Source organism: Psychrobacillus sp. FSL H8-0483 (assembly GCF_038637725.1).
Taxonomy (GTDB): Bacteria; Bacillota; Bacilli; order Bacillales_A; family Planococcaceae; genus Psychrobacillus.
The window spans coordinates 69,024-90,618 of record NZ_CP152052.1; the positions used below are offsets into that span (position 1 = coordinate 69,024).

Below are 21,595 nucleotides of genomic sequence, written 5' to 3' on the forward strand. Positions count from 1 at the left end.
TCCAAAGTTAAGGCTAGATAACTTTGGAAATCACTTTTTATTTTCCTATAGAAAAACCTTCAAATAAGGGTCCACCGAATGGTTTTAGGACAAAATGAACTAAGTCTATCACTTTTTCTTTGTTGCGGGTCTTATAATAAAAATCAAAAGCTTCTACAAATTGTTCAGTAAACTGCTCATCGTAGTTTTTTAATGAACGAATCACCCATTTCGAAGTTCCGATCCACTTGCCATTAGTTCTTAAGATAAATTCACTTACTAACTCTGCCAGTGTATTAGCAATAAATATTTCTTCATCACTATTTGTACTTCCGATAAAGTCTTCTAAAGCATCGGTAATAAAATATCGTTTTATCATAATATTTTCCGCAGACCATCGTTCAGGACCATCAGATAATAGGAGTTTTGCTTCTTCTTGGATCGATACCATGATGCCCTCATCTTTTAAGACAAGTCCTTCTGCAACCATTCTAGGCAAAGAAGGTTTAGCTCTTTTGCGATCCATGTCAAAGTAATTTCTGTATGAAGATAAGTTATGTACAAAGGTTTCAATTGGCCAACCGCCTACTAGGAGAGATTCTCTATACGAGGAAGGGACATCCTTTATAAAAACTACAATATCTAAATCAGAGGTTTTTGTCGCTTCTCCTCGGACTACGCTTCCTGCTAAAACAGCGCCTTGGCAATTGGTAAAGTATTGAGAGATAAATTGTGTTGCAGCTTCAACTGGTTCCAGTCTATTAATAAACATTCGCAAATCGCTCTCCTTTATAAATAATAGGCTTTGTTAAATGATCATGTTATTAATGACGAAAATCAGCTCGCTTTCCGCGGATGAACTGCTTAGCCTCCTCGGGCAAACACGATGTTGGTCATGAAGGCGTTGAGGCCCACAGGATGTGGGTCATGCAATCGTTGCCGCAGGACGCGGCGAACTTAGATTGCCTTCCATTGGACGAGGCGCCCTTAGCCTGTCTTCCTCTTTAGCGCTTCGTGTGGGGTCTAGGTAACCCGTTTTTTCGCAGGAGTCTCGTGGATTTTCGTCACAAAATATATGCTTTTAAAAAACAACAACCTAATTTAACAGAGCAAAATAATTTAAAAAAAGCAGTTCCAAAAGAGAATCTTTTGGAACTGCTTTTTTTATAAGATGACCCCTACGGGATTCGAACCCGTGTTACCGCCGTGAAAGGGCGGTGTCTTAACCGCTTGACCAAGGGGCCTCATGAAAATAAAAATATATGGCGGCCGAGGGGATCGAACCCCCGACCTCACGGGTATGAACCGTACGCTCTAGCCAGCTGAGCTAGGCCGCCGTTTTAACGAACAATTTACATATTACAATCGTTTTGGCAAAGTGTCAATACTATTTGAAACATTTTTTTAAAAAAAGAAAAATATTTTTATATGCAAGACCTTTCGTTATATATGAGTTAATTTCATAAATAGTACTTTGTTATTAAAATACGAACATTTTCCCTTCGTTGATGGAAGCGGAAGGCGTCCGCCTATAGCGGAAATCAACTATATTTTATTTCAAGTAAAATGCAATCCAAATACGACAAAATTTATAGATCTCATTTGTAGAATTTACTTTTCATGACTAAAAGAGTCGAAAACTTTTTAAGAGTAGATGTCAGAAAGAGACATACTTTTTGCAAAAGAAATAGGTATACTTCGATCACTAGTTGAATAGGGAGGTATACGTTTGAAAACAATGTATGAACAAGATCAAAAAAGAGGGTTATCTTGGAGAAGGGCTGTAGAAAGTTTACAAGCTCGTAAAGTATCAATTGCTTTCACAATAGTTTTCTTTATTCTTGCTTTTTTCTTAGCACAAGTCGTACTATTTGAAGCCTCTGTTCCGTTTTTTCTACCTATTTGGGCTCTTGTTAATTTGAGATTTCAACGCTTTTTACCATGGACGATTGCAGGTGCTTTGCTTGGTAGCTTTACACTTGGATTTGGACAGGTCGTCATTCATGCACTACAAGCATTCATCTTTCCTCTCCATAGGAAAAGGTTTATAAAGAAAATACCTTTGCCTTTATTTGTTCTAATGGATGTAGTTTTCATTCAAGTTATATGGCAATTTGTATCATACGGGGGGGATATTCCTGTTTCTGTTTGGTTAGCAATTGGGTATGAAGGTGTCTTAAGTTTATTTATGACCTTATTTTTGTTTCAGCTATTTCTTCCGTTACCCGACTTTTTGCATAAAAAATGGACTGCAGAAAGAATGGGTGCTGCTTTATTAATAGGTGCTCTAGTGTTAACTGGGATGTCCAATTTTATTATTGGGTATGTATCAATTCCATTAATACTCACACATTTAGTAATTGTTGTAGCGGCGGCGGTCGGTGGAGTTCAATTATCAACGGTAGTTGCAGTGCTAGCGGGAACGGTATTAAGTATTTCCAAACTTAGCTTTAGTGGAATGATTGCCGTATATGCAGTAACTGGTTTTTTAGCGGGGTTGCATAAACCATTTGGCAGACTGTGGCAGGCATTTAGTATGCTTGGAGCGACCTTTTTCTTTATTTTATACGATCGTACTTTACCTCTAGATTCTGTTTACATCGGGTCACTGGTTACTGCTTCGTTATTGTTTTTTGCCATTCCATCGAAGTGGATGAAAGATTTAAAGGACCAACTCTTTCCTGATACTACTCATATTCTTTTAAGAAGGCAAAAGTGGATGACTGAAAAAGTGAATAATCAATTACATGAGTTTCAACACTTTGTTGATTTTATTACACGATTTATCTCAGATAGATTTGAATCTAAAGCCGTTATTGATAAAGGACGCACGGAAGTATTAGCTGCTTGCCAATCTTGTTTTCATTATGAGAAATGTTGGGGAGAGAAGTCGAATGGGATTCCAGTATTAATGAAGCAGTGGGAGGAGCAATCTAAAAAGACGAGGATACAAATAGAAAAGAAACTGCAGTTTAAATGTGTAAAGCCAACTCAAATTATGCAAGAGTTAAAGGAGAGGGAAGCGAAAGTACAGTTAACTCAAGAAATGCAGCATGGGAAAAAAATGTTTGCCCTTAAGCTTCGAGATATGGGGAATCATATGAGCGAACTTATGAGTAATTTAGAGAGTGGTGTAACTCTATATACTTCCCATGAAGAAGTTGTGAAGGAGAAATTTCAACAATGTAATATCCCTTTTTTTCAAGTCGATGTACTAAATATTGAGGTAGGTCAGATGGAGGTTGTATGCTGTTTACCAGTAGAGTCCAGAGCAAAGATGGTTGGTGAAAGATTAATACTGCCTATCTTATACGATTTATGGAAAGAGCCTTTTGAAATTACATCTATGAAGGAAATTCATCATCCATATGAACATATTCAAATGACATGCAAGTCATCTGTTCGTTTCTCTGTAACACATGACATTTATACATCCTCCAGTAGGAATACCATTTATTCAGGTGACGCTCATGCCGTTTTTCCTCTGCACCCAGGTTTACTTGCTGTTATTTTATCGGACGGAATGGGGAATAACGTAGAAGCGCATCGGGAAAGTAGAAGAGTTATGCAATTCATGCGAGAATGTTTAAATAAAAAAATGGATCCTGAAACAACGATGCATACACTTCATTACATGATGAGTTTACAAGATGATACAGATAGTTATGCAACGGTTGACTTAGCATTGATTGACTTACAAAAAGGAGAACTTTGGTCATGGAAAGCGGGGAGTATGTCTACGTATTTAATCCGAGGAAATAACATGCGTAAAATTGAAAGCAAGCATGTACCATTTGGATTTTTACCTACTTTTTCAATAGAGGCAAGAAAAGTAGATATTAAAGATGGAGATGTATTACTAATGCTATCAGACGGCGTTTTTTCAGCAAATACGACAATTGAAAAACAAGAGTTGTATTATAAAAAAATACTTCAGGATCCATCCATGAATGCAGAACGTTTTGTGAAGATGTTAGAAGAAACATATTCATTGCCAGGAGATGATCGTACGGTGATTTTCATGCAAGTGAAACATGTAGTTCCAGAGTGGTCCATATTTTCACCACGTCAAACATCAAACTTTCAAGAAAAGATGATACACTAAATAGAAAAGAGGTGAGAAGATGCATCCGTTCGATCGAAAGGTAAAACAATATATAGACAAGCACCAGTTGATACAAAAAGGAGAGCGTCTTCTTGTCGCTTCTTCTGGTGGAGCAGACTCGGTTGCGTTAGTTCATGTGATAAATGAACTTAAGGAAACGTATGATCTTGAGGTAGGAATTGTTCATACGGACCATCAGTTAAGAGGTGAGGAATCTGCAGAGGATATGCAATTTGTGGAACAACTCGCTAAAAAAATGGGTATTTCATTTTACGCTACAGCACTGGATGTTCCTAAGAGAGTAGCAGCAGAGGGAGGAAATGTACAAGTTATATGCCGAGAAGAGCGATATGCTTATTTTGAACACATAATGACTACCCATCACTTTGATAAGCTTGTACTTGGACACCATGCAGACGATCAAATTGAAACTGTTGTCATGGCATTGGTAAGGGGATCACTCACTGCTTCCATAACTGGTATACCAAGAATGAGACCCTTTTCAAGTGGACAAATCATTCGACCATTCTTATGTGTAACCAAAAAAGAAATTCTAGATTTCATCCGTTGTCAGAATCAACTCTTTAGACATGATCCAAGTAATGATAAACATACATATACAAGAAATCGAATTCGTCATAAACTGGTGCCTCTTCTTGCGGAAGAAAATCCAAATATTAGTGACAGTATTCGTACGTTTGTGGAAAAACAGCAACAGGATGATGAGTTTCTTCAAATGATTGCGAAGGAAAAGTATGACCAGCTTGTGACGATTGATGATGAAGGCATATTTTATCTTGATACAATAGGATTTTCAGCAGTTCCCATTGCTTTACAAAGAAGAGTAATTCTAATACTATTAAATTATCTATACCAAAGCTCCGAAGTACTAATTAATGATCGCTTGATTGCATCCATTCTTGCTGCTTGCAATGAGCATGATGGCAACGAAGTACTTCATTTGCCAAAGGCTATTTTCCTCGTTCGTCATTACAATAAAGTTCAATTCTCCTCTTCGAATCAGCAACCTTTAGTTATTAGGAATGTCGTAATAGAAGAGAATGGTTGGATTCATATTGGTGCTGGTTTTTCCATCTATTTAACGAGAAATTTATCAGAGAATCAATCTGGCGAGAAGTGGTTTCTCCAACTAGAAAGTGATTTACTTCCACTTGCTATTAGACAAAAAACACCAGGAGACCGGATTCAAATAAAAGGAATGTCCTCTCCAAAAAAAGTTTCTCGCTTATTTATAGATGAAAAAATTTCTGCAGAGGAACGACTTGATTGGCCACTGCTTGTAACACAGAAAAATGATATAATAGCAGTAACTGGACTTCGTTACGGAGACCGATTTTCAAAGATATTTAGCTCGCAAAACTATGTCTTATACATAAAGCGAGATTAACAATTAGGGGGACTACCGATGTTAGAAAAAGACATCCTAGAAATTTTATTAACGGAAGAACAAATTCAAGAAAAAGCAAGAGAGCTTGGAGCAGCACTATCCGCAGACTATGCAGATAAGTACCCACTTGCAATCGGAATCTTAAAAGGTGCAATGCCTTTCATGTCTGATTTAATGAAGCGTGTGGATACATACATTGAGATGGACTATATGGATGTATCGAGTTACGGGAATGCAACAGTTTCTTCAGGAGAAGTTAAAATTGTTAAAGACTTAAATACTAGTGTTGAAGGTCGCGATATTTTAATTATTGAAGATATTATTGATAGTGGTATGACGTTAAGTTATTTAGTAGATCTTTTCAAATACCGTAAAGCAAAATCGATTAAAATCGTTACATTGCTTGATAAACCCACTGGTAGAAAAGTAGATCTAAAAGCAGATTATGTTGGCTTTGAAGTGCCGGATGCTTTTGTTGTTGGTTACGGATTAGACTATGCAGAAAAATATCGAAATTTACCATATGTTGGTGTATTGAAGAAAGAAGTGTATTCTTTTTAATTTAAAGCCATTTTAGAAGGCTTTTCATTGTACGCCCCAAAAATCGTATGATAAGATAATCATTAGTTTTTCTGTTTACCTTGTGAGGAGGCTGGGAATGAATCGAGCACTGCGCTACGCTATATTATACTTATTAATATTTTTTGTAATTGTTGGAATTTTTGCCACGTTTAATACGAGCAATGAGCCAACTAAAAATATTAGTTATAACGAATTTATGTCTGCACTTGCAGATGGAAAAGTAACAAAATTTTCAATGCAACCAGAACAAGGTGTATATTTTGTTGAAGGTGCTATGAAAGGCTATAAAGAGGGAGAAACATTTTTAACAAAACTCCCACTAAATAGTGACCAATTACAATCGGAAATTAACGCATTAGCTAAAGCAAATTCAGTTGAAATTAATGTGAAAGAAACTTCTAAAACAAGTGGTTGGGTTCAATTTTTCACTGGATTATTACCTTTCTTGATTATCATTATTTTATTCTTCTTCTTATTGAGTCAGTCACAAGGCGGTGGTAACCGTGTGATGAACTTTGGTAAGAGTAAAGCGAAACTGTATGATAACGAAAAGAAAAAAGTAAGATTTAATGATGTTGCTGGTGCAGATGAAGAAAAGGCTGAACTAGTAGAAGTAGTAGATTTCTTAAAAGATCCACGTAAATTCGTGGATATTGGGGCTCGTATTCCGAAAGGGATCTTGTTAGTAGGTCCTCCAGGTACTGGTAAAACATTACTTGCTCGTGCAGTCGCAGGGGAATCTGGTGTACCATTCTTCTCTATTAGTGGTTCCGATTTCGTAGAAATGTTTGTCGGAGTTGGGGCATCTCGTGTTCGTGATTTGTTTGAAAATGCGAAGAAGAATGCACCATGTATTATTTTTATCGATGAAATTGATGCTGTAGGTCGTCAACGTGGTGCAGGTCTTGGTGGTGGGCACGATGAACGTGAACAAACACTCAACCAATTACTTGTAGAAATGGATGGTTTCGGTGCAAATGAAGGTATTATTATCATTGCTGCAACGAACAGACCAGATGTTTTAGACCCAGCACTACTTCGTCCAGGTCGTTTTGACCGTCAAATTACAGTTGGTCGTCCAGATGTTAAAGGACGTGAAGCAGTACTTCAAGTACATGCGCGCAATAAACCTTTAGACGAATCAGTGGATTTAAAAGCAATTGCACAACGTACGCCAGGTTTCTCTGGAGCGGATTTAGAAAACTTATTAAACGAAGCAGCACTAGTAGCCGCTAGACGTAATAAGAAGAAAGTGGATATGAGTGACATTGATGAAGCAACGGACCGTGTTATAGCAGGTCCAGCGAAAACAGGTAAAGTCATATCTGCAAAAGAACGTAATATCGTTGCATTCCATGAAGCAGGGCATGTGGTTGTAGGATTGACATTAGATGATGCAGAAATCGTGCATAAAGTGACAATCGTTCCTCGTGGTCAAGCGGGTGGTTACGCAGTGATGCTTCCGAAAGAAGATCGTTACTTCATGACAAAACCAGAACTACTAGATAAAATTTCTGGATTACTGGGTGGTCGTGTAGCGGAAGATATCATCTTTGGTGAAGTATCAACAGGAGCTCATAATGATTTCCAACGCGCAACAGGTATTGCAAGAAAAATGGTTACGGAATATGGTATGAGTGATAAATTAGGTCCGATGCAATTTGGTCAAGCACAAGGTGGAAATGTCTTCCTTGGACGTGACTTTAACTCGGAACAAAATTATTCTGATGCAATCGCATATGAAATTGACCAAGAAATGCAATCTATGATTAAAGAGCAATACGCACGTACAAAACAAATTTTAACGGAAAAACGTGATTTATTAGAATTAATCGCAAATACGTTACTTGAAGTTGAAACGTTAGATGCTGCTCAAATCTTACATTTAAAAGATCACGGAACACTTCCAGAACGTCCGTATGCACAGACGAAAGAAGAAGTAGTAGAAGTGGTACAAACGGAAGCAGTAGGTGCTCCAGCGGATCCATCTACTGGTGACTTGCCAAAAGAAGATGGCATTGCAAGTGAGCCTGAAACTCCGATTCAAGAAAAACGTACAGATATATAGAATGTATTAGCTGATTGACTCAGATCTTTACGAGTCAATCAGCTTTTTTCTTAGGCTATATATATGGTATGATGTGTGGGAAAACCTACGAAAAGTGAGGAAAACCTAGATGATACTTGTGTTAGATACAGGGAATACAAACATCGTTTTAGGTGTTTATAAAGACGATGTGTTAACTCACCACTGGCGAATGGAAACAGATCGTCGTAAAACAGAGGATGAATATGGGATGCAAGTGAAAGCTCTTTTTTCGCATGCTCATATTTCTTTTAACCAAATAAAAGGTATTATTATTTCCTCTGTAGTACCCCCAATCATGTTTTCATTAGAGGCTATGTGCAAAAAATACTTTGGTATAAAGCCTTTAGTTGTGGGACCTGGAGTGAAAACAGGTTTAAACATTAAGTATGAAAATCCACGTGAAGTTGGTGCAGATCGAATTGTAAATGCAGTTGCTGCTATTCATGAATACGGTACGCCGCTTATTATTGTAGATTTTGGCACAGCCACAACGTATTGTTACGTCAATGAAAGAGGAGACTATATGGGAGGTGCAATTGCTCCGGGTATCGGTATATCGACAGAGGCGTTGTATACGAAAGCAAGTAAACTTCCACGAATTGAACTAACAACACCAGAGCATGTGATAGGGAAAAATACCGTTTCTGCTATGCAGGCGGGTATTGTATATGGGTATGTAGGACAAGTAGAAGGTATTGTTAACCGAATGAAAAAAGCGATGAAGCAAAATCCAAAAGTAATTGCAACTGGCGGTATGGCTTCGTTAATTGCGAACGAAACAACTGTAATGGACGTTATTGATCCGTTTTTAACGTTAAAAGGTCTGTATTTAATCTATCAACGAAATTTGGATGAAAGAGGTATGAGATAAATGAGTGATTATTTAGTAAGAGCATTAGCTTTTGAAGGGAGCGTACGCGCGTTTGCAGTACGCACAACAGATACGGTGGGAGAAGCGCAACGCCGTCACGGAACATGGCCAACAGCATCAGCGGCACTTGGGAGATCTATGACTGCAGCAGTGATGATAGGTGCTATGTTAAAAGGAGAAGACAAGCTTACAGTTAAAGTAGAAGGAAATGGACCAATTGGACCGATGATTATTGATAGTAATGCAAAAGGAGAAGTTCGTGGATATGTGACAAACCCTCAAACTCATTTTGATTTAAATGAACTTGGAAAATTAGATGTCCGTCGAGCTGTAGGAACAGAAGGTGCTCTTACGATTGTAAAGGATTTAGGGCTGAGAGACTTCTTTACGGGACAAGTACCAATTGTTTCTGGAGAAATTGCAGAAGACTTTACGTATTATTTTGCTGCTTCGGAACAAGTTCCTTCATCCGTAGGACTAGGCGTTTTAGTAAACCCGGACAACACAATCTTGGCTGCTGGAGGATTTATTATTCAACTAATGCCAGGTACAGATGATGAAACAATTACAATTATAGAAGAGCATTTAAGTAAAATGGAACCTGTTTCTAAGATGATTGAAAGAGGCTTAACTCCAGAGGAGCTACTTTTTGAAATTTTAGGGAAAGAAAATGTGCAATTGTTAGACACTATGCCAGTAGGGTTTGAATGTAATTGTTCCAAAGATCGATTTGGAAGTGCCATTATAAGTTTAGGTGAAAGTGAAATTCGCGACATGATCGCTGAGGACGGTGGGGCAGAAGCTCATTGCCATTTCTGTATGGAAAAGTACAACTATTCAGTAGAAGAATTGGAGTCATTTATCGATGAAATCAATTCGTAATAACGGGAATGCCCAACCAAAACGACATTTAAAAACAAAACCAGTACTTTTGTTGCTTGGCATACTTTTTATAGGCAATTTACTTTGGTTCATTGCTTGGTTAGTACCAAACGAGAAAACTGGGGAAACAGAAGAGGTCGCTTCAGTTGACGGTAAAGTTATTACGAAAGAACAGTGGATGGCTTCGATGGAATCGATGTATGGGAAAGAAGTTTTGTTAGATATCGTGAATGCAGAAGTGATGGAAGCTGCTGCCAATAAAAATGGAATTAAAGTGAATGATGGAGAAGTGGAATTGGAGCTAGCACTTATTCGTTCGACTCAAGAAGGAACGGATACCTCCCTTCAATATTTTGATGAGGAAGTAATGCGAAAGAAGATCCGCTCCCGTTTAATTTTAGAAAAAGTGTTAGCAAAAGATATTGTGGTTAAAGATGAGGATGTTAAAGCATATTACGAAAATAACAAAAATCTGTACAACATTCCAACTTCCTATCTCACTAGTGTAATTTATGTTGAAACAGAAGACGAGGCGAAAGATGTAGTGCAAGAACTTGAAAATGGCTCTTCTTTTGAAGGTCTGGCAAGAGAGCGTTCCTCTGATGCCAGTTCCGCTAGTCTAGGTGGTGATATTGGGTACATATCAGAAGGAACAGATTCTGTTGAAAATACATTAGTGAATGCTTTGCCACGCGTAGATGTTGGTAAATGGAGTAACATAATAGCTCTGAAAGATGGGCGTTTTGCAGTGGCCCAAGTAAATGGTGTATTTGAAGGGCGTTCCTTTTCATTTTCGGATGTAAAAGACCATATTCGTAGAGAACTTGCGCTAGATCAGTTACCCCAATCCGTAACACAAGAGGCATTTTGGCAAGAATTCGATGCGGAATGGTTTTATAGTGAGAAATAGAAGCGTATTCTTTAGAGTACGCTTTTTTATTTTGCTTGAATGTAATATTATTGACAGTCCTTCTGAATCATTGGTATGATAAAGAAAATAAAACCTATTAATTAAGTGGGGATTAGGAGTGGGATCATGACGAAGATAGCGCAATCCATAGTAGACTTAATTGGGAAAACACCGATCGTAAAATTAAACAGAGTAAATAACCCTGAGGATGCAGAAGTGTATGTAAAATTAGAATACTTCAACCCAGGTAGTAGCGTAAAAGACCGTATTGCACTTGCAATGATTGAAGCTGCTGAAAAAGAAGGAAAATTAAAAGAAGGTAGCACAATTATCGAACCAACTAGTGGTAACACAGGGATTGGACTTGCGATGATCGCTTCAGCAAAAGGATACAAAGCAGTATTAGTTATGCCGGATACAATGAGTTTAGAGCGTAGAAACTTACTTCGTGCATATGGTGCTGATTTAGTATTAACACCTGGTGCGGATGGTATGAAAGGTGCTATCGCTAAAGCTGAAGAGCTTTCTAAAGAAAATGGTTGGTTTGTTCCACAACAGTTTAACAATGAAGCAAACCCAGAAATTCACCGTTTAACAACTGGACCTGAAATCGTAGAAGCCTTCGATGAATTACACGGGTTTGTTTCAGGAATTGGAACTGGGGGAACAATTACTGGTGCAGGTATCGTATTAAAAGAAAATTTCCCTGGCATTCATATTGCTGCGGTCGAACCAAAAGATTCGCCTGTTTTATCTGGTGGAAAACCAGGTCCTCATAAAATCCAAGGAATTGGAGCTGGATTTGTTCCTAGTGTGTTAAATACGGAATTATACGATTCTATTATTCAAGTATCGAACGAAGATGCCTATGCAACTTCTCGTGAAGTGGCTACATCAGAAGGTATCCTTGGAGGTGTATCAGCTGGAGCAGCTATTTTCGGAGCGCTTCAACTTGCAAAAGAGCTTGGTAAAGGAAAGAAAGTTCTTGCAGTTATTCCGGATAATGGAGAACGTTACTTGAGCACACCATTATACCAATTTGAAGATTAATGTAAAAATGATTTCTTAGACTAGTTTAAAATGGTTTGTTTGCAGGGGGAGAGAGGGAGTAATTGATGCTCCTTCTCTTTTTTGTGGCGAAAAGTAACTGTTTCAAGTTAAGATGAAGGCATGTCGTTTTTAGGGGGATAAATAAAAGTGGATTTACAAATTCAAACGCATGCATTTCACATGTCGAAAGAAGCGTTTTTTTATGCATATAAAGAAGTAACAAAAGAAGAAACGCATCATATGTTTTTAGAGAGTGGAAGGGGTGGCCACTTGTCGGTGGCAGCTTGGAATCCTTTGGCGGTAGCTAAATCAGTGGAAGAAGGGTTGCATATTCAGTGGCGAAATGGTGAGGAAGAAGTGCGTGGTGGAGAAGCGTTGGAAGAACTAGAAAAGCTAGTGGCTTCGTATCGAGTTCCTTTTCAAGAGAGTTTACCAGATTTCCAAGGTGGAGCTGCCGGTTTTATTACCTATGATTATGCTAGAAAAATAGAGGTTTTACCGACGATGGCGACAGATGATCTCCTTATTCCTGATTTATACTTCTATATAGTGGATTGTTGGGCTGTGTTGGATGTAAAAACGGAAATTGTTACGTTAATGAAGCTATCTACAAGTGAAGTCGATTTGGTTGTATTAGAAGAACAGTATAAGCGAGCTAGTGAAGCTGGGCTTGCTTCAAGAGTATTTCTACCTGGAATAGCAACGGAAGTAGTGGAAGATCATGCCGAATTACATGTATCTGTAAGTCCTGTTGAATTTGAAGAAGCCGTACGAAAAATACAACATTATATTGCGCAAGGAGACGTTTTTCAAGTAAATTTATCTGTCCGACAATCAAAAGAGTTACAGGCTCCTCCAATTGCAATGTATGAAGCGTTACGTGCATTTAATCCATCTCCATATATGGCGTTTATTCATTCACCGGAATTTGCGGTCGTTTCTGGCTCTCCAGAGTTATTGGTGAAGAAAAAAAGCACGGAATTATCAACTCGTCCAATTGCAGGAACAAGACCTCGTGGAAAAAGTGATGCGGAAGATATCGACTTGGCTAATGAATTGATTGAGAATGAAAAAGAACGTGCGGAACATGTCATGCTTGTAGATTTAGAAAGAAATGACTTAGGTCGCGTATCTACATATGGCACGGTAGAAGTAGATGAATTTATGGTCATTGAGCGATATTCACATGTTATGCATATCGTTTCCAACGTAAAAGGGACACTTCGACCAGGTACATCGAATACGGAGATAGTGCAAGCGATGTTTCCGGGGGGGACGATTACAGGTGCGCCGAAAATACGAACAATGGAGATTATTGAAGAGTTAGAGCCTGTTCGTAGGGGGTTATATACAGGATCTATTGGATGGTTAGGATTTTCAGGTGATTTAGAATTAAATATTGTCATCCGCACCGCATTTATTCAAGATGGAATGGCCCATATACAAGCAGGGGCTGGAATTGTCATTGATTCGATACCGGGTGCAGAATATGTAGAATCATTAAATAAAGGAAAAGCGTTATGGCAAGCAAGGGCTATGGCAGAAGGAGGAAGCAAATGATTTTAATGATTGATAATTATGATTCCTTCACATACAATCTTGTGCAGTATATTGGTGAATTGGGTGTGGAAGTAAAGGTTACTCGTAATGATGAATTAACAATCGACGTTATAGAACAGCTAGCTCCACAAGTCATCGTTGTGTCACCGGGACCTTGTACACCCAACGAAGCTGGCATAAGTTTAGAGGTTATTACGCATTTTGCAGGTAAAATTCCTATCTTTGGCGTTTGTCTAGGTCATCAATCAATTGGACAAGCGTTTGGTGGGAAGGTCATTCGTGCAGAAAGACTAATGCATGGGAAAACCTCTCCAGTCTTTCATGATGGGAAAGGTGTGAACGCAAATATGCCAAATCCTTTTCAAGCAACAAGATACCATTCTTTACTTGTAGAAAAAGAATCATTACCTGATTGTTTAGAAGTAACTTCTTGGACCGAAGAAGGAGAAATTATGGGACTCCGTCATAAAGAGTTTGCTGTGGAAGGTGTTCAGTACCACCCAGAGTCGATCATGACCGAGGAAGGGAAAAAAATAATCGCCAATTTCATTGAAAAGTATTCTCTTTTAAAGGGGCAATTATAAATGGATGCTTGGAAAGATGGCAAGCTATATCATTCCAAAGAATTGACTGTATCTGCCTATGACCATGGTTTTTTGTATGGGCTTGGATTTTTTGAAACGTTTCGAACGTATAATGGGAAAGTCTTTTTATGGGATGAGCATTGGAATCGTCTTTCTCGTGCATTAGCTGATTTTCGTATTACGATGCCTTATGATAGAGAAGCTATTTTAGCTGTAGTAGAAGCGTTAACGAAATCAAACGACGGAGAAGATGGCTATTTTCGATTAAATATTTCGGCTGGCGTTCATGATATTGGGCTACAGCCGTCATCTTATGAAAAGCCGACAGTGATACTATTTCGCAAAGCTCTTCCTATTACACCTAGAGGTACCGAGAAATCGGCAGTGTGGTTAAATACTGTAAGAAACTCTCCGGAAAGTAGTATGCGTCATAAATCCCATCATTACGCAAATAATGTGCAGGCTAGATTTGAAGTAGCCTCGCTAGCATCTCTCGAAGGATTCTTTTTAACTACGAATGGATTTGTTGCAGAAGGAATTACATCGAATATATTTTGGGTGAAGAATGGCAAGTTGTATACACCTTCATTGGAGACGGGCATACTGTCCGGAACTACACGTGATTGGGTTTTGAAAAACTCTGCGATGGACGTGGAAGAGGGTTTCTATACAAAGGGTGAACTAGAAGCGGCGGAGGAAGTATTTATTACGAATGCGGTTCAAGAGATTGTCCCTATTAAAACATTAGGAGAAATACAATTTAGGGGTAAACAAGGTCCTGTGTACGCTGCGCTTCATGAAGCATATGTAACGTGTATTCTGGAAGGAAGGATAAAAGGATGAATTTACAATATAATACGCAAACCTTTGAAGCTGATGGCATAACAATAGATTTTCGTAAAGAAACGATCGTCATGGGTATATTAAATGTCACACCTGATTCTTTTTCAGATGGCGGTAAATTTAATGAAATAGAAGCGGCGGTTGCTAGAGCAAAGCAATTGGTTGCAGACGGTGCAAAGATTATTGATATAGGTGGGGAATCAACTAGACCTGGATATACTGTTATTTCTGATGAAGAAGAGATAGCTCGTGTCGTTCCAGTTATTAAAGCAATTCGTGCAGAAGTAAATGCGGTTATTTCCATCGATACGTATAAATCGAAAGTTGCGAGAGCGGCAATACTTGCAGGTGCGCATGTCATCAATGATATTTGGGGAGCAAAAAGGGATCCAAATGTAGCGAAGGTAGCGGCAGAGTTAGGTGTACCAATTATTTTAATGCATAATAGAGATGACGAAGACTATAACGATTTTTGGGCGGAAGCAAAGCAAGACTTAGAAGAATGTATTCAAATAGCGAAAGCGGCAGGAGTACCCGATAATCATATATGGTTAGATCCTGGCATCGGCTTTGGAAAATCCACGACACAAAATATTTGGATGATGCAGCATTTAGGCGATTTAGTCGACATGGGTTATCCAGTGTTACTTGCAACTTCCCGTAAGCGATTAATCGGCAATGTGTTGAATCTTCCGGTTGATGAACGAATGGAAGGAACAGGGGCAACCGTCTGTTATGGTTTGCAACTGGGCTGCCATATGGTACGTGTACACGATGTAAAAGAAATTAACCGTATGACGAAAATGATGGATGTGCTAACAGGGAAAGTAATATATGAAGAAAGTGAGGCCTAACTAGATGGATTATATACATTTAAATGAATTAGAGTTCTATGGCTTTCATGGTGCTTTACCCGAGGAAACGAAGTTAGGTCAAATCTTCCGAGTGACCATTACATTAGCCTGCGATTTAAAAGAAGCAGGAGAAACCGATAATTTAGAGAAGACCGTTAATTATGCAGAGGTTTTTGAGCTTTGTAAGGAAATAGTAGAAGGAAAACCATTTTTATTAATAGAAGCTGTTGCAGAAAAGATTGCTACACGTATTTTAGAGCAGTATAAAGAGAAGGTAAGTGGATGTCGTATTCATTTAGTGAAACCGAATCCTCCAATCGTTGGGCATTATGCTTCGGTTGCAGTTGATATCACTAGAGGCACTTTATGAATATAGCTTATGTTTCTCTAGGATCAAATATTGGAAATCGACTTTATTATCTTCAACAAGCTGTTATTTTATTAAGAGAAACGGAAAGATTGGAAGTTGTAAAAGTTTCCTCTGTATATGAAACGGATCCAGTAGGATATGTGGACCAGGCGGCTTTTTTGAATATTGTAGTGGAGTTGAAGACTTTATTGTCCCCTGACGAATTATTGAGAAAATGTAACGAGATAGAGGCTGAGTTAGGTCGAACGAGAGAAGTTCGTTGGGGTCCTCGAACGGTAGACCTTGACATTTTGATGTATAATGAAGAAAATATGAAAACAGATAACCTCATTATTCCGCATCCAAGGATGACAGAAAGAGGTTTCGTGCTTATACCACTGGTAGAATTAAACACAGATTTAATTGACCCACAAACTAAGCAGTCTTTATCAAATCTTGCGCATGTTCAGAAAGAAGGCGTCCATTTATGGAGAATGTTCGATGGGGTAGACGCATTCGTGCATTTCGAAGGTTGAAAATGGTCAAGCAAGTTGAACTTGCGAGAGAAATGGATATGTCTGTGTCTATACTTGGTCAAATAGAACAAGGTAAACGAATTCCAAGTGATGAGCAATTAATCCAAATTGCTGCCATACTTGATATACAGTTAGTAGAATTAAAAGGTGAGATAAAAGAAGGTGAATGATGATGACAAATGCATCGACGAAACCGTTTAAAATAGGTGATTTCGTTATGGACAACCGAGTGGTACTAGCTCCAATGGCTGGTATTTGTAACTCTGCATTCCGTTTGACGGTTAAAGAATTTGGAGCAGGGCTAGTTTACGCAGAAATGATTAGTGATAAAGGGATTGTCTATAAAAACGAAAAAACATTAAGTATGCTTTATATTGATGAGCGCGAAAACCCATTATCTCTTCAAATTTTTGGTGGAGAAAAAGAAACGCTTGTTGCTGCGGCAAAATATGTAGATGAACATACTTCTGCGGACATCATTGATATCAATATGGGATGTCCTGTAAATAAAATCATTAAATGTGAAGCAGGAGCTAGATGGCTTCTAGATCCCGACAAGATTTATGAAATGGTTGCAGCTGTTGTAGACAATGTCAAAAAACCAGTAAGTGTGAAAATGCGTACAGGCTGGGATGAAGAACATCTCTATATGGTGGAGAATGCTCAAGCGGTAGAACGTGCTGGTGGAGCAGCCGTTGCGGTACATGGCCGTACACGTTTACAAATGTATGAAGGTCACGCAAATTGGGATTTGATTCGTCAAGTGAAAGAGGCAGTGAATATTCCGGTTATCGGAAACGGAGATGTTAATACACCTCAAGATGCCAAACGGATGTTAGATGAAACTGGTGTCGACGCTGTCATGATCGGTCGTGCAGCACTAGGAGACCCTTGGATGATTTACCGTACGGTAGAATACTTAGAGTCTGGTGAACTGAAGCCAGAACCTTCTGCGCAAGAGAAAATTGACGTATGTTTATTGCATTTTGATCGCTTAACAGCCTTAAAAGGTGAAGGCATAGCGGTTAGAGAAATGCGTAAACACGCTGCTTGGTACTTAAAAGGTATCCGTGGGAACGGTATAGCAAGAAATATGATTAACCAAACGGAAACAGCTCAAGAATTAAAAGATTACTTGCGTTTCTTTGCAGAAGAATCCATGAAAGAATATAACGCTACAGATCTTATTCTTGCTTAGCGAAAAAGGGCTGTCACGACTGGTGGCGGCTTTTTCCGTTTTTTGCTGGATAATCAGAATAGTTGGAATTAAAAGTTGTGTAAGAAAAAGATGAATACAATTCAGAAATTGTGTACAATAAATGCATCGTGAAAAGATACTTACGGATAATAGTTAGCGGAGGAGTGACGAACATGTCTAATGTAGAAGAATTAAACGATCAGCTTTTGGTGAGACGACAAAAGATGGCTTCCATACAGGAAAAAGGATTAGATCCTTTCGGTAGTAAATTTGAACGTACACATTCAAGCAATCTGGTTGTCGCTGAATTTGACGGATTTACAAAAGAGCAATTAGAAGAAACACCACAAGAAGTAGTTATAGCTGGTCGTATTATGACTAAACGTGGAAAAGGGAAAGCTGGTTTTGCGCATATCCAAGATCTTGGTGGTCAAATCCAAATTTATGTACGTAAAGATGCAATTGGTGAAGATGCTTATGAGCTATTTAATACTGCAGATTTAGGAGATATCGTTGGTGTACGCGGGAATGTTTTCCGTACACAGGTTGGAGAATTGTCTGTTAAAGCTGTGGAGTTTACATTCCTAACAAAATCTTTACGTCCTATGCCGGAGAAATTCCACGGATTAAAAGATGTAGAGCAACGCTATCGTCAGCGTTATTTAGATTTGATGACTAGTGAAGAAAGTAAAAAAACGTTTATTGCAAGAAGTCGTATCATTCAAGCAATGCGTCGTTATTTAGATAACCAAGGATATTTAGAGGTGGAAACACCGATGTTACATACCATTGCAGGTGGAGCAGCTGCCCGTCCTTTCATTACACATCATAATGCATTAGATATGGAACTATATATGCGTATAGCGATTGAATTACATTTAAAACGCCTGATCGTAGGTGGTTTAGAAAAAGTATATGAAATTGGACGCGTATTCCGAAATGAAGGTGTTTCAACACGTCATAATCCTGAATTCACGATGATTGAATTATATGAGGCGTATGCTGACTATCAAGATATCATGAACTTAACGGAGAATTTAGTATCACATATTGCACAAGAAGTGCTTGGTACAACGACGGTTACTTATGGTGAAGATGAGATCAATCTTGCACCGGGTTGGAGACGTTGGCATATGGCGGATGCCGTGAAAGAAACTACTGGAGTTGATTTCTGGAAAGAAATGACGAAGGAAGAAGCGCATGCGTTAGCTAAAGAAAATGGAGTAGAAGTAAAACCTTCTATGGAAGTAGGCCATGTATTGAATGAATTCTTCGAGCAAAAAGTAGAAGAAACTTTAGTACAACCAACATTTATCTTTGGACATCCGGTAGAAGTATCACCGCTTGCGAAGAAAAACCCGGAAGATGGTCGTTTTACAGATCGTTTTGAGTTGTTCATCGTACGCCGTGAACATGCAAATGCATTTACAGAGTTAAATGATCCTATTGATCAACGTCAACGCTTCGAAGCGCAATTAGTAGAAAAAGAAGCTGGAAACGATGAAGCACATGAAATGGATGAAGATTTCTTAGAAGCATTAGAGTATGGTATGCCGCCAACAGGTGGTCTTGGAATCGGAATTGACCGATTAGTAATGTTATTAACGAATTCAGCATCTATTCGTGATGTATTATTATTCCCTACAATGCGCCATAAAGATTAATAATGGTTAATATAGAAGGTGAGATACTACTATTTGTAGTACCTCACCTTTTTAATTCTTCTATATATTGTGCTGTTTATTTATATTGAAAACAAATTTAAAAAATGTTAAAAAAGGCTTGTCAATGTCTTCAGAGGATGGTATAGTTATCAAGTTGTCATTTTAGTTTATGAATCTCTTTGAAAAATAAGTTGAAAAAAAGTTGTTGACATTAACATCGAGAATTGTTATGATATTAAAGTCGTCAAAACGAGACAACAACATGAACATTGAAAACTGAACATGCAAAACGTTAAGAAATATAGCTTGAAAGACTAACTTCGGTTAGTTCGATAGCAAAACAATTTTGACATCATTTAATGATGATGCCAGCAAAACAAATGAGCTTTTTAAGTTCTCTATTATGGAGAGTTTGATCCTGGCTCAGGACGAACGCTGGCGGCATGCCTAATACATGCAAGTCGAGCGAATGACGAAGAAGCTTGCTTCTTCTGATTTAGCGGCGGACGGGTGAGTAACACGTGGGCAACCTGCCCTGTAGATTGGGATAACTCCGGGAAACCGGGGCTAATACCAAATAATCCATTTCCTCACATGTGGAAATGTTAAAAGACGGTTTCGGCTGTCACTACAGGATGGGCCCGCGGCGCATTAGCTAGTTGGTAGGGTAACGGCCTACCAAGGCGACGATGCGTAGCCGACCTGAGAGGGTGATCGGCCACACTGGGACTGAGACACGGCCCAGACTCCTACGGGAGGCAGCAGTAGGGAATCTTCCACAATGGACGAAAGTCTGATGGAGCAATGCCGCGTGAGTGAAGAAGGTTTTCGGATCGTAAAACTCTGTTGTAAGGGAAGAACAAGTACGAGAGTAACTGCTCGTACCTTGACGGTACCTTATTAGAAAGCCACGGCTAACTACGTGCCAGCAGCCGCGGTAATACGTAGGTGGCAAGCGTTGTCCGGAATTATTGGGCGTAAAGCGCGCGCAGGCGGTCCTTTAAGTCTGATGTGAAATCCCACGGCTCAACCGTGGAAGGTCATTGGAAACTGGGGGACTTGAGTACAGAAGAGGAAAGCGGAATTCCAAGTGTAGCGGTGAAATGCGTAGAGATTTGGAGGAACACCAGTGGCGAAGGCGGCTTTCTGGTCTGTAACTGACGCTGAGGCGCGAAAGCGTGGGGAGCAAACAGGATTAGATACCCTGGTAGTCCACGCCGTAAACGATGAGTGCTAAGTGTTAGGGGGTTTCCGCCCCTTAGTGCTGCAGCTAACGCATTAAGCACTCCGCCTGGGGAGTACGGTCGCAAGACTGAAACTCAAAGGAATTGACGGGGGCCCGCACAAGCGGTGGAGCATGTGGTTTAATTCGAAGCAACGCGAAGAACCTTACCAGGTCTTGACATCCCGCTGACCGTTCTAGAGATAGATCTTTCCCTTCGGGGACAGCGGTGACAGGTGGTGCATGGTTGTCGTCAGCTCGTGTCGTGAGATGTTGGGTTAAGTCCCGCAACGAGCGCAACCCTTGATCTTAGTTGCCAGCATTCAGTTGGGCACTCTAAGGTGACTGCCGGTGATAAACCGGAGGAAGGTGGGGATGACGTCAAATCATCATGCCCCTTATGACCTGGGCTACACACGTGCTACAATGGACGGTACAGAGGGTCGCAACCCCGCGAGGGTGAGCTAATCCCATAAAACCGTTCTCAGTTCGGATTGTAGGCTGCAACTCGCCTACATGAAGCCGGAATCGCTAGTAATCGTGGATCAGCATGCCACGGTGAATACGTTCCCGGGCCTTGTACACACCGCCCGTCACACCACGAGAGTTTGTAACACCCGAAGTCGGTGGGGTAACCCTTACGGGAGCCAGCCGCCGAAGGTGGGACAGATGATTGGGGTGAAGTCGTAACAAGGTAGCCGTATCGGAAGGTGCGGCTGGATCACCTCCTTTCTAAGGATATATTACGGAATACAGATTTTTATCTGTATCTTAACGTTTTGCAGTTCAGTTTTGAATGTTCATTTTTATGAGCATTTGAAAACTTGTTCTTTGAAAACTGGATAAAACGACATTGAAAGAAACAAATTCAAGAAATTCAATTTGTAATCACTTCGGTGATTATATGTT

Annotated in this window: 18 protein-coding genes, 2 tRNA genes and 1 rRNA gene; 18 read left to right on the forward strand and 3 right to left on the reverse strand. The window is 39.4% G+C overall.

Going from position 1 to position 21,595, the window contains the following annotated elements:
• Window positions 1–37: 37 nt before the first annotated feature.
• From MHB48_RS00335 to MHB48_RS00345, 3 genes are all read right to left on the reverse strand, one after another.
• A complete protein-coding gene (locus tag MHB48_RS00335; RefSeq protein WP_342599642.1) occupies window positions 38–751 on the reverse strand; it encodes a nucleotidyltransferase domain-containing protein in 714 nt (237 codons plus the stop codon).
• Between the two features lie 400 nt (window positions 752–1,151).
• Window positions 1,152–1,223: transfer RNA gene (locus MHB48_RS00340), tRNA-Glu, on the reverse strand.
• A gap of 19 nt (window positions 1,224–1,242) precedes the next feature.
• Window positions 1,243–1,316, reverse strand: a tRNA-Met gene (locus MHB48_RS00345).
• Between the two features lie 401 nt (window positions 1,317–1,717).
• Between MHB48_RS00345 and MHB48_RS00350 the strand changes: the two genes are divergently transcribed.
• From MHB48_RS00350 to MHB48_RS00435, 18 genes are all read left to right on the forward strand, one after another.
• Entirely contained in the window at window positions 1,718–4,084 is a 2,367-nt protein-coding gene (locus tag MHB48_RS00350) for a SpoIIE family protein phosphatase (protein WP_342601269.1), read from the forward strand.
• 19 nt (window positions 4,085–4,103) lie between these two features.
• Complete coding sequence (tilS, locus tag MHB48_RS00355; RefSeq protein WP_342599643.1) at window positions 4,104–5,492, forward strand: tRNA lysidine(34) synthetase TilS; 1,389 nt, start codon at window positions 4,104–4,106, stop codon at window positions 5,490–5,492.
• Window positions 5,493–5,510: 18 nt separating this feature from the next.
• A complete protein-coding gene (gene hpt / locus MHB48_RS00360) occupies window positions 5,511–6,053 on the forward strand; it encodes a hypoxanthine phosphoribosyltransferase (protein WP_340916656.1) in 543 nt (180 codons plus the stop codon).
• Between the two features lie 97 nt (window positions 6,054–6,150).
• Window positions 6,151–8,142: an ATP-dependent zinc metalloprotease FtsH gene (gene ftsH / locus MHB48_RS00365; RefSeq protein ID WP_342599644.1), complete on the forward strand. Its 1,992-nt coding sequence runs from the start codon at window positions 6,151–6,153 to the stop codon at window positions 8,140–8,142.
• A gap of 109 nt (window positions 8,143–8,251) precedes the next feature.
• The gene (locus MHB48_RS00370; RefSeq protein ID WP_342599645.1) at window positions 8,252–9,034 is read left to right on the forward strand and encodes a type III pantothenate kinase; all 783 of its coding nucleotides are present in this window, start codon (window positions 8,252–8,254) and stop codon (window positions 9,032–9,034) included.
• Window positions 9,035–9,916: an Hsp33 family molecular chaperone HslO gene (hslO, locus tag MHB48_RS00375; protein WP_342599646.1), complete on the forward strand. Its 882-nt coding sequence runs from the start codon at window positions 9,035–9,037 to the stop codon at window positions 9,914–9,916.
• Window positions 9,900–10,826: a peptidyl-prolyl cis-trans isomerase gene (locus MHB48_RS00380; protein ID WP_342599647.1), complete on the forward strand. Its 927-nt coding sequence runs from the start codon at window positions 9,900–9,902 to the stop codon at window positions 10,824–10,826. The genes hslO and MHB48_RS00380 overlap by 17 nt, the downstream gene beginning before the upstream one ends.
• A 126-nt stretch (window positions 10,827–10,952) precedes the next feature.
• The gene (cysK, locus tag MHB48_RS00385) at window positions 10,953–11,876 is read left to right on the forward strand and encodes a cysteine synthase A (RefSeq protein WP_342599648.1); all 924 of its coding nucleotides are present in this window, start codon (window positions 10,953–10,955) and stop codon (window positions 11,874–11,876) included.
• A 180-nt stretch (window positions 11,877–12,056) separates the two neighbouring features.
• A complete protein-coding gene (locus MHB48_RS00390) occupies window positions 12,057–13,436 on the forward strand; it encodes an anthranilate synthase component I family protein (RefSeq protein ID WP_342601270.1) in 1,380 nt (459 codons plus the stop codon).
• On the forward strand, window positions 13,433–14,020 hold the full coding sequence (pabA, locus tag MHB48_RS00395) for an aminodeoxychorismate/anthranilate synthase component II (RefSeq protein ID WP_342599649.1): 588 nt from the start codon (window positions 13,433–13,435) through the stop codon (window positions 14,018–14,020). Before MHB48_RS00390 ends, pabA begins: the two co-directional genes overlap by 4 nt.
• Window positions 14,021–14,863 carry an aminodeoxychorismate lyase gene (gene pabC, locus MHB48_RS00400; protein WP_342599650.1) on the forward strand — a complete coding sequence of 281 codons (843 nt, stop codon included), beginning with the start codon at window positions 14,021–14,023 and terminating at the stop codon, window positions 14,861–14,863.
• Window positions 14,860–15,717, forward strand: a complete 858-nt coding sequence (gene folP, locus MHB48_RS00405; protein ID WP_342599651.1) for a dihydropteroate synthase — start codon at window positions 14,860–14,862, stop codon at window positions 15,715–15,717. Before pabC ends, folP begins: the two co-directional genes overlap by 4 nt.
• Before the next feature lie 4 nt (window positions 15,718–15,721).
• Window positions 15,722–16,087 (forward strand): dihydroneopterin aldolase, encoded by a 366-nt coding sequence (gene folB / locus MHB48_RS00410; RefSeq protein ID WP_340916674.1) that lies wholly within the window; start codon window positions 15,722–15,724, stop codon window positions 16,085–16,087.
• Window positions 16,084–16,602, forward strand: a complete 519-nt coding sequence (gene folK / locus MHB48_RS00415) for a 2-amino-4-hydroxy-6-hydroxymethyldihydropteridine diphosphokinase (RefSeq protein WP_342599652.1) — start codon at window positions 16,084–16,086, stop codon at window positions 16,600–16,602. The genes folB and folK overlap by 4 nt, the downstream gene beginning before the upstream one ends.
• Window positions 16,554–16,772 carry a helix-turn-helix transcriptional regulator gene (locus MHB48_RS00420; RefSeq protein WP_342599653.1) on the forward strand — a complete coding sequence of 73 codons (219 nt, stop codon included), beginning with the start codon at window positions 16,554–16,556 and terminating at the stop codon, window positions 16,770–16,772. Before folK ends, MHB48_RS00420 begins: the two co-directional genes overlap by 49 nt.
• A 2-nt stretch (window positions 16,773–16,774) precedes the next feature.
• On the forward strand, window positions 16,775–17,800 hold the full coding sequence (gene dusB / locus MHB48_RS00425) for a tRNA dihydrouridine synthase DusB (RefSeq protein WP_342599654.1): 1,026 nt from the start codon (window positions 16,775–16,777) through the stop codon (window positions 17,798–17,800).
• Between the two features lie 173 nt (window positions 17,801–17,973).
• Window positions 17,974–19,464: a lysine--tRNA ligase gene (gene lysS, locus MHB48_RS00430; protein WP_342599655.1), complete on the forward strand. Its 1,491-nt coding sequence runs from the start codon at window positions 17,974–17,976 to the stop codon at window positions 19,462–19,464.
• Window positions 19,465–19,864: 400 nt separating this feature from the next.
• A 16S ribosomal RNA gene (locus tag MHB48_RS00435) occupies window positions 19,865–21,418 on the forward strand.
• Window positions 21,419–21,595: the final 177 nt, after the last annotated feature.